Here is a 6,428-nt window from a genome sequence, read left to right as displayed (position 1 = left end):
CCCTGTCTTGTAATTTTTAATTCTGGATCATTACCTTGAAATAGTTTGTTAAATATTTTTTGACGAAGCTGGTTTGCCTGGCGAGAAGGAGCAGAAATTTGATTCATAAACAGATCAAAATTGTCCATTGCCATTAAAACAGCATCATTGTAGGTTTTATGACTTACATCTATTGCTTTTTGTCCTGGATACGCAGCTCCTAATCCTTGAAATTGTCTGCCTCCATAAAAATCAATACTCTGATCTTGACAGCTACAACCTAATCCAAATGTAGGTTGTGATAAGCCTCTGTATTGTAATTCTGGTTCCATATAGGTATCACTTGGTTTTTTGAAAGGGAGTTCAATATTTTCTTTCATTGTGCCGTCAATAGTTAGATATCCCGCACTTAAATTGCCATGAACTTGATCATGAGGAACAATTACATATACATGTGTGTTTACATTATCACCATGATAAATTACTCTACGTATGTAATGTTTGATGTTAAGATTTATAAGGATTGTTGATGCAAAAATTGAATAACTTTTACAGTCTGTTCCACTTTTTCTGCTACTCCATATACAATAAGGAGCCCTTAAGTCTTGTAGGTTTCCATCTTTTTTATACTGTATGTGATTGTATAAAAAGTGATGGATTTTTTCAACTGTTTTTTCTAACGAAAAACCTGTAAATTCATTTGAAGCTATTTCAGTAGACTGATACGCATGTGTAAATGCATATTCTTGCATGGCATTTACTCCATGACTTGTGTCGCCTATTCCTAAATCTTCTACTTTACAATAAGATTTTTTAAAGTACTTATCGTATTTTCTTCCTGAAAGTAATTTTCTATGTAATAACTGGTTTACCTCACTATTTGTCATGCCAAAGAACTTTTGTATTTAGCGTTGCGGAGCTTCTTTACGAGGTAAAATTGGAAAGTATTTTTTTGTAAAATGTCGGTTTACGTTGATTTACGTTGATTTGCGTTGGTTTACGTTGGTTTGCGTTGATTTTTTTTTTGAATTATGTTGATAGTTGTTGGTAAGATATTGCTGTTTTAGATAACTTTTACTTATTTTTGAGATGCTATAATAATTTAAGTATGAACGATTTCACATTAAAAGCCATGTGGAAGTCTGACTTACGAAAACTTCTCAAACCTGTAAGTCGTGATGAGGCTAAAAAAATTATAAATCAAAAAATATCTGAACTTAGAAAGGTAGATATTGACGAGGCTAAAAATAAACAGCTTGTTTACAAAAACGAAGTGGAAGCTGTGCTGGTTTATTTTGGGTATTTATAATTTTGGACCTAGAACTAATTCATGTCTTGTAAGAACAGCTTCTACATAGTCTGTATTCTCAATTTTTTCCCGAAGGGATTCCTTGTATTTATTTATAGCATGCCAGAAGTAATGCGCTTCATGGTATAAAAAAGATAGGCTATATGTACTTTTAGGTCTACTAGCTAGTTTCTTTTGTATTTTGTAACGATACTCATCGAGAATAGAATATTCTATCTTGTATTTTTTATCAGTCTTGTTAACAATACTCTCCAACCTACTTTCGATAACTGTATTGAAAAGCACTAAATCTTTACGTACAATTTTTAATAATTTTATGACCATTCTAAACTCTTTTATAGGTGAATATTTCTGGACGCCCTGATAGTAAATTATTATAAACTTTCACAACCGTTGTATGGCTAGCATGACGTAAGCCAAGTCTATAAATCATTTTTTTTGCAACGGTTTCTAAATCGTTGTGTTTTTTTTCTTCGGATAAAAAGGAATAATATACTGGATTCCCATTGGGATAAAGATGACGAAAAGCTTTGTCAATCATAAATACTACTCGTAAGTTGGAACACTTAGCGCAATATCCTTTTTTGTTATCTGTTGGGCATTTACAAGCCATTTTTATTGATTTTTTGTTGATTAATATTGATTATTTTTTTTACTGACAGGTTATAAAACTGCATTAAAACGCAGTTTATACAGATGTTAGCAATAACGCTACAGTTATTATGACATCATACGATGTCGGTTTATACTTAAATTTTAGACATAAAAAAACACCTTAAATAAGGTGTTAGTGGTAAGTAATTATATGTTTAACGGCTTGGATAAACCATCATTTTAATTGTGTTTATTTTAGAATTACATAGCTGTAACTAAAAAGAAAGACATCCTTAAAAGCGCTAAGAATGCCTTGTTTTTTTTGAAATCATAGGCTTGTGCAACGGTTACCTTTGTTAGCGGCTGCTTTTTTTATTTTTGGTTCAAATTTTTCAAATCCTTTTCCTGTTTGTTTGTAAACTCCGTCATTGTTTGTCCCAAGCCAAATTTTTCCGTTGTTGTCCTGATAGATGCAAATCAATAGAACATCTTCTTTTCCATTATTTATTTCAAAGTTCAAGAGTTCTTGTCCCTCATATTTCCAAACACCACCGCCATAAGTTGTCATCCATAAGTTTCCTTCAGTGTCTTTAATTCCTGAATTGAAGTACAGTATCTTATCTCTTACAATTTCTTCTGATAACTCAACTGCTTTAAGTTTTTCGTACTCTTTAGTCAAATCTGACTTGATTCTATATTTACGTTTAAAGTTACTCAACCATATATTTCCGTCATTGTCTTCTAAAATTGAACGAACTCCAGGTTCTCGTCCATCTGGAAGTCTTGACAGTTCTTTCTCTCCAATCCATAAAAACGAATTCCCATCAAAGCGAAACGCACCTGCTAAAACAGTCCCAAACCATATGTTACCTTTTTTGTCTTTATCAATTCCAAATACAACATAAGGGTTTTCACTTTCAGTAATTCCTAAAGCATTTTCGATATCTTGTTCTGGTAATTTAAGTTCATAAAGGCTCTGTCCGTCATATCTGTAAACATTATTCGCGTTACCGTTACAGTTAAACCATAAATCATTTGGCCCTAATTTCCATTCATTTTTAGGTGATTTTACTACGTCTAGAGTTGTGAAAGCTTCTCCGTTAAATTTGCTAACACCTTTTGGTGTTTCTATGAAGATATTTCCTTTATTATCTTCTTGTATTCCACGAATTTGATTACTAATTAGTCCGTCATTTTGGGTGAATTGTTTTAACTCATTTCTATCGTAGAAATAAATGCCAGTCCTATTACTGCCAAACCAAAAATCTCCTTTTTTGTCTTGAAAAACTACCCAAATTTGATTGTCAAGTTCTGAAACAATTTTGCCAATTTCGGTGATTTTAGTTTCTTTTTGTTTAAGTTCAGATTTAGTCTGACCATTACAAGATTGAAAACTACTTGAAATTAGTAATAAGAGAAATATTTTAGTTAATCTATTTATCATTTCTGTTTTCCAGTTTTTTTCTCAAGTTGCCGCCAACGTTTTGGCTAAGCTGCGTTTTAATGCAGTTTAGGTGTTGTTGTGAGCAGTTTTTATTCACAGTATTTTTTAAATTTTAATGTTTTCAAAGCTTTTAAAAATTCGGCTTGCACTTGCTCTTTTAAATAGAAACCATAAAAACCAAACTTGATTTTGTCAAAATTCCGCTTTGTTCCAGTTAAGCTGTCAATATAAATTCCAGTTCCGCCAAAACCTTTATTTCTTGGTGTAATTATCTTTGCTTGGAAACAATCAATTGAATCGTACTCAAATTGGTATTGTAAGTATTCTTTAAAGTCAATATCTCCAGTTATACTATCAACGATTAGGTGTTTAGTTTTCGGCAGTAGCTCGAGTTCTTTTTCAGTCAGTTCCGCTAATCCGAGCGAGTCATAAACCATTGGAAAATCACTTCTACTTAAATCGCCAGAATACATTCCAAAATCAAAGTCCAAAGTATCGTTTGTTTCAGTTATTATTCCGCCAACGTAACTATCGATTCCTTTGGCTTCGTATTTGTTCCAATTTTCAGGAACAGTTATTTCAAATTGTCCGAAGTCAATTGTCTTATATTCTCTTTGTGTACAAGAGATAATCAGAAGTAAAATTAATATCGATAGCGTTTTTCTCATATTGCTCACAACGTATGAATAACAAGAATTCCTGTTATTTCTAAATTATGTAAAAATTTGCTTACTAATAGCGATCTTACATGCATAAATATAGTATTATTTTACTTACCACAATATGTCAAAGAACGTTTTTCCGTTTTTTAAGTATCGGAAAACCTACAGGTTTTATGATATCTTACGATGTCGGTTATTCTTAAATTTTAGACATAAAAAAACACCTTAAATAAGGTGTTTGTGGTAAGTAATTATATGTTTAAAGATTAGTATAAACGGCCGTTTTAATGCCGTTTATACCTTGTGCCTGTTGCACAAGTCAAAATATTCTTTAAATCTTGTAATTTTCATTTTATTTAAAATTTTACAACCTGATTATCATTGTGAAAATATTTTATTTTGCTCCGAAATTTATAATATTCTTAAAAATGATAGTTGCGCAACAGTCACCATTGTTAGCAAACGTTTTTTATTTTTATTCTATCCATAAATCATTAATGCTGGACCTCCAAGCGAGATGTCAAAAATTGGCTTGTACCAATCAACATTTGTTTCGGTCGTAATCTTTTTATTCGTTAAATTGTAATCAAGGAAATATTGGTTCTCTGTTGTCCTAGTTTTACCGAAATAGAACCAAGTCAATTTAATTCTATCGGCATTAATAATTTTAAAGAATGTCGAAGCTTCAAAAACATGCTTAGGATTATAAATTTCGAGAATTTCCCCTTCCTTAAAATTCAAAGTCAGTAGTTTCAATTGGTCGTCAAATTCAGCAGATTCAATTTCGTGGTAATTATCATATGGTTTGCCGAACCAATCTCCGAATATTCTGAAGCTTCCGCCTTTGAACGAATTGTTTTTATTTGCTAAAAGTTGAACAAATTCCTTTGGGCTTCTTCTTTTTGTTTCATTGCCTTCTGTCGGTTCTAGGTTGTCTAGGTCTGGCGAAGCATGAACTGCTGTCATAAATTCAATTGGACCTATAATTTTTACCCGCTTAAAAATTTTCAGTCCAACCCAAATTGATAAAATCGCCAAGAGTCCAAAAATTATTATTCCTGTCGTGTTGGGAAATGAGGCATAAATAGCAATGCCAATAACTGTCGCTCCTGCCAATGGTGCAAGTCCGAATATGATTCCTGATATTATGTTAATGACTTGTCTCAAGTATTTTTTTAATGTTTGCTAACGTTTTGGCTAAGCTGCGTTTTAATGCAGTTTAGGTGGTGTTGTAGTGCGTTTTTATTCTATTATATTACGATGAATACTCGTGTTATATTTTTGAGTTTTATATTCCCTTTTATCAATAATTGTATCTATCTTTTTGTTAAAATCAATTTCGAATATTCCATAATCAGATTTTACAACTTTCAATTCGTAGCATTCATTAGTTTTAATTCCTAACCTCTTAATCCTATTATTAGTCAAGAAAGTTAACTTATGAAAGACAGTATCGTTTTTTACGAAATAAAAGTAAACCACATCTTTTCTTTTTGTCCTACCTTTTTTTGAATTGGGTTTTAGTTTTTCAACGACTCCGATAGTATTGAAAGATTCAGTTTCTAATTTTTTCTTTCTTCTTTGTCCATTAAAATAAATCATAATAAATATTGGAATAAACACAAGTAAAATATATCCGATTTTTTTAATCGAATTTGGTTCCTTTTTCTTTTTAGATTTTTTCTTTTTTTTGGTAATAAAAAATTAAGAATCATTTTTAGTTTTTTGTTTTCTTAAATGCACTACAACGTTCCGTGTATGGTTAGTTGCGTGTTTAAATGTACAATTTTTCAGTAAACACTTGCTTTATAAAAATCACTTACTTTTAGTTTAGCAAGGAATAGCAATTAACTATACGCTTTGTGCCTGTTGCACAAGTCTAAGATATTGAATAATTACGTACCTTAGGTTGTGCAAGGCAAGAAAATCTATCAAGAAAAATTATTCAACAATTTTCAGTTAAGTGATCGTATTCCAAAGCAGAACTTTTATCGTCGTTTATTAGTAGTTTTAGACTTGGATTACCTCTATGAGCTTACCAAAGAATATTTCGGAAGTAGCGAACAAAGTCATGCACATGGCAGCTATTGCTTATAACTTAAAGAAATACCTGAAATTCATTATAAAAACGGCAAAAAGTGGAGTAAACTTGCTTGTCGCAATCATTTTCAATATAAAGTCACTATTTGGCAACTATAACTGGATTTTAAGGGATGTAAATTTTAGGTTGCAATAGGAAAACTCAAAAGAAAGACATCCTTAAAAGCGCTAAGAATGCCTTGTTTTTTTTGAAATTAAAGGCTTGTGCAACGGTTACCGGTGTTGTGCGTAGTTATTTTTTAGTTTTTCAAACTCCTTTTCATATTTCTCTATTCGAGATTGGTCTTTTGTCGACAAGAGAAATGGTTTTCTTTTTCCGATAATCATTCTGTCATAAACC

The 6,428-nt window shown here is 31.4% G+C and carries 8 protein-coding genes; 2 read left to right on the top strand and 6 right to left on the bottom strand.

Going from position 1 to position 6,428, the window contains the following annotated elements; genetic code table 11:
* Nucleotides 1–866, bottom strand: an 866-nt coding sequence (locus tag MK119_RS23940; RefSeq protein WP_290684208.1) for a hypothetical protein, incomplete at its 3' end; no start/stop codon positions are given.
* Nucleotides 867–1,087: 221 nt separating this feature from the next.
* Here MK119_RS23940 and MK119_RS23935 point away from each other — a divergent pair.
* On the top strand, nt 1,088–1,288 hold the full coding sequence (locus MK119_RS23935; protein WP_290684207.1) for a hypothetical protein: 201 nt from the start codon (nt 1,088–1,090) through the stop codon (nt 1,286–1,288).
* On the opposite strand, the gene MK119_RS23930 is transcribed toward MK119_RS23935, so the two are convergent.
* From MK119_RS23930 to MK119_RS23910, 5 genes are all read right to left on the bottom strand, one after another.
* A complete protein-coding gene (locus MK119_RS23930) occupies nt 1,283–1,612 on the bottom strand; it encodes a hypothetical protein (protein ID WP_290684205.1) in 330 nt (109 codons plus the stop codon). The two genes, MK119_RS23935 and MK119_RS23930, sit on opposite strands and share 6 nt — an antisense overlap.
* A gap of 1 nt (nt 1,613) precedes the next feature.
* A complete protein-coding gene (locus MK119_RS23925; protein WP_290684203.1) occupies nt 1,614–1,901 on the bottom strand; it encodes a hypothetical protein in 288 nt (95 codons plus the stop codon).
* A gap of 309 nt (nt 1,902–2,210) precedes the next feature.
* Nucleotides 2,211–3,326: a two-component regulator propeller domain-containing protein gene (locus tag MK119_RS23920; protein ID WP_290684202.1), complete on the bottom strand. Its 1,116-nt coding sequence runs from the start codon at nt 3,324–3,326 to the stop codon at nt 2,211–2,213.
* 89 nt (nt 3,327–3,415) lie between these two features.
* Complete coding sequence (locus tag MK119_RS23915; RefSeq protein ID WP_290684201.1) at nt 3,416–3,994, bottom strand: hypothetical protein; 579 nt, start codon at nt 3,992–3,994, stop codon at nt 3,416–3,418.
* Between the two features lie 474 nt (nt 3,995–4,468).
* Entirely contained in the window at nt 4,469–5,155 is a 687-nt protein-coding gene (locus MK119_RS23910) for a hypothetical protein (protein ID WP_290684199.1), read from the bottom strand.
* A gap of 744 nt (nt 5,156–5,899) precedes the next feature.
* On the opposite strand from MK119_RS23910, the gene MK119_RS23905 reads away from it, so the two are divergent.
* The gene (locus MK119_RS23905) at nt 5,900–6,085 is read left to right on the top strand and encodes a hypothetical protein (RefSeq protein WP_290684197.1); all 186 of its coding nucleotides are present in this window, start codon (nt 5,900–5,902) and stop codon (nt 6,083–6,085) included.
* Nucleotides 6,086–6,428 lie beyond the last annotated feature (343 nt).

It is taken from the genome of Kordia sp. (assembly GCF_022447245.1).
GTDB lineage: Bacteria > Bacteroidota > Bacteroidia > Flavobacteriales > Flavobacteriaceae > Kordia.
Note: the sequence above shows the minus strand (reverse complement) of the source record. Positions and strands in the feature narration are given on the sequence as shown.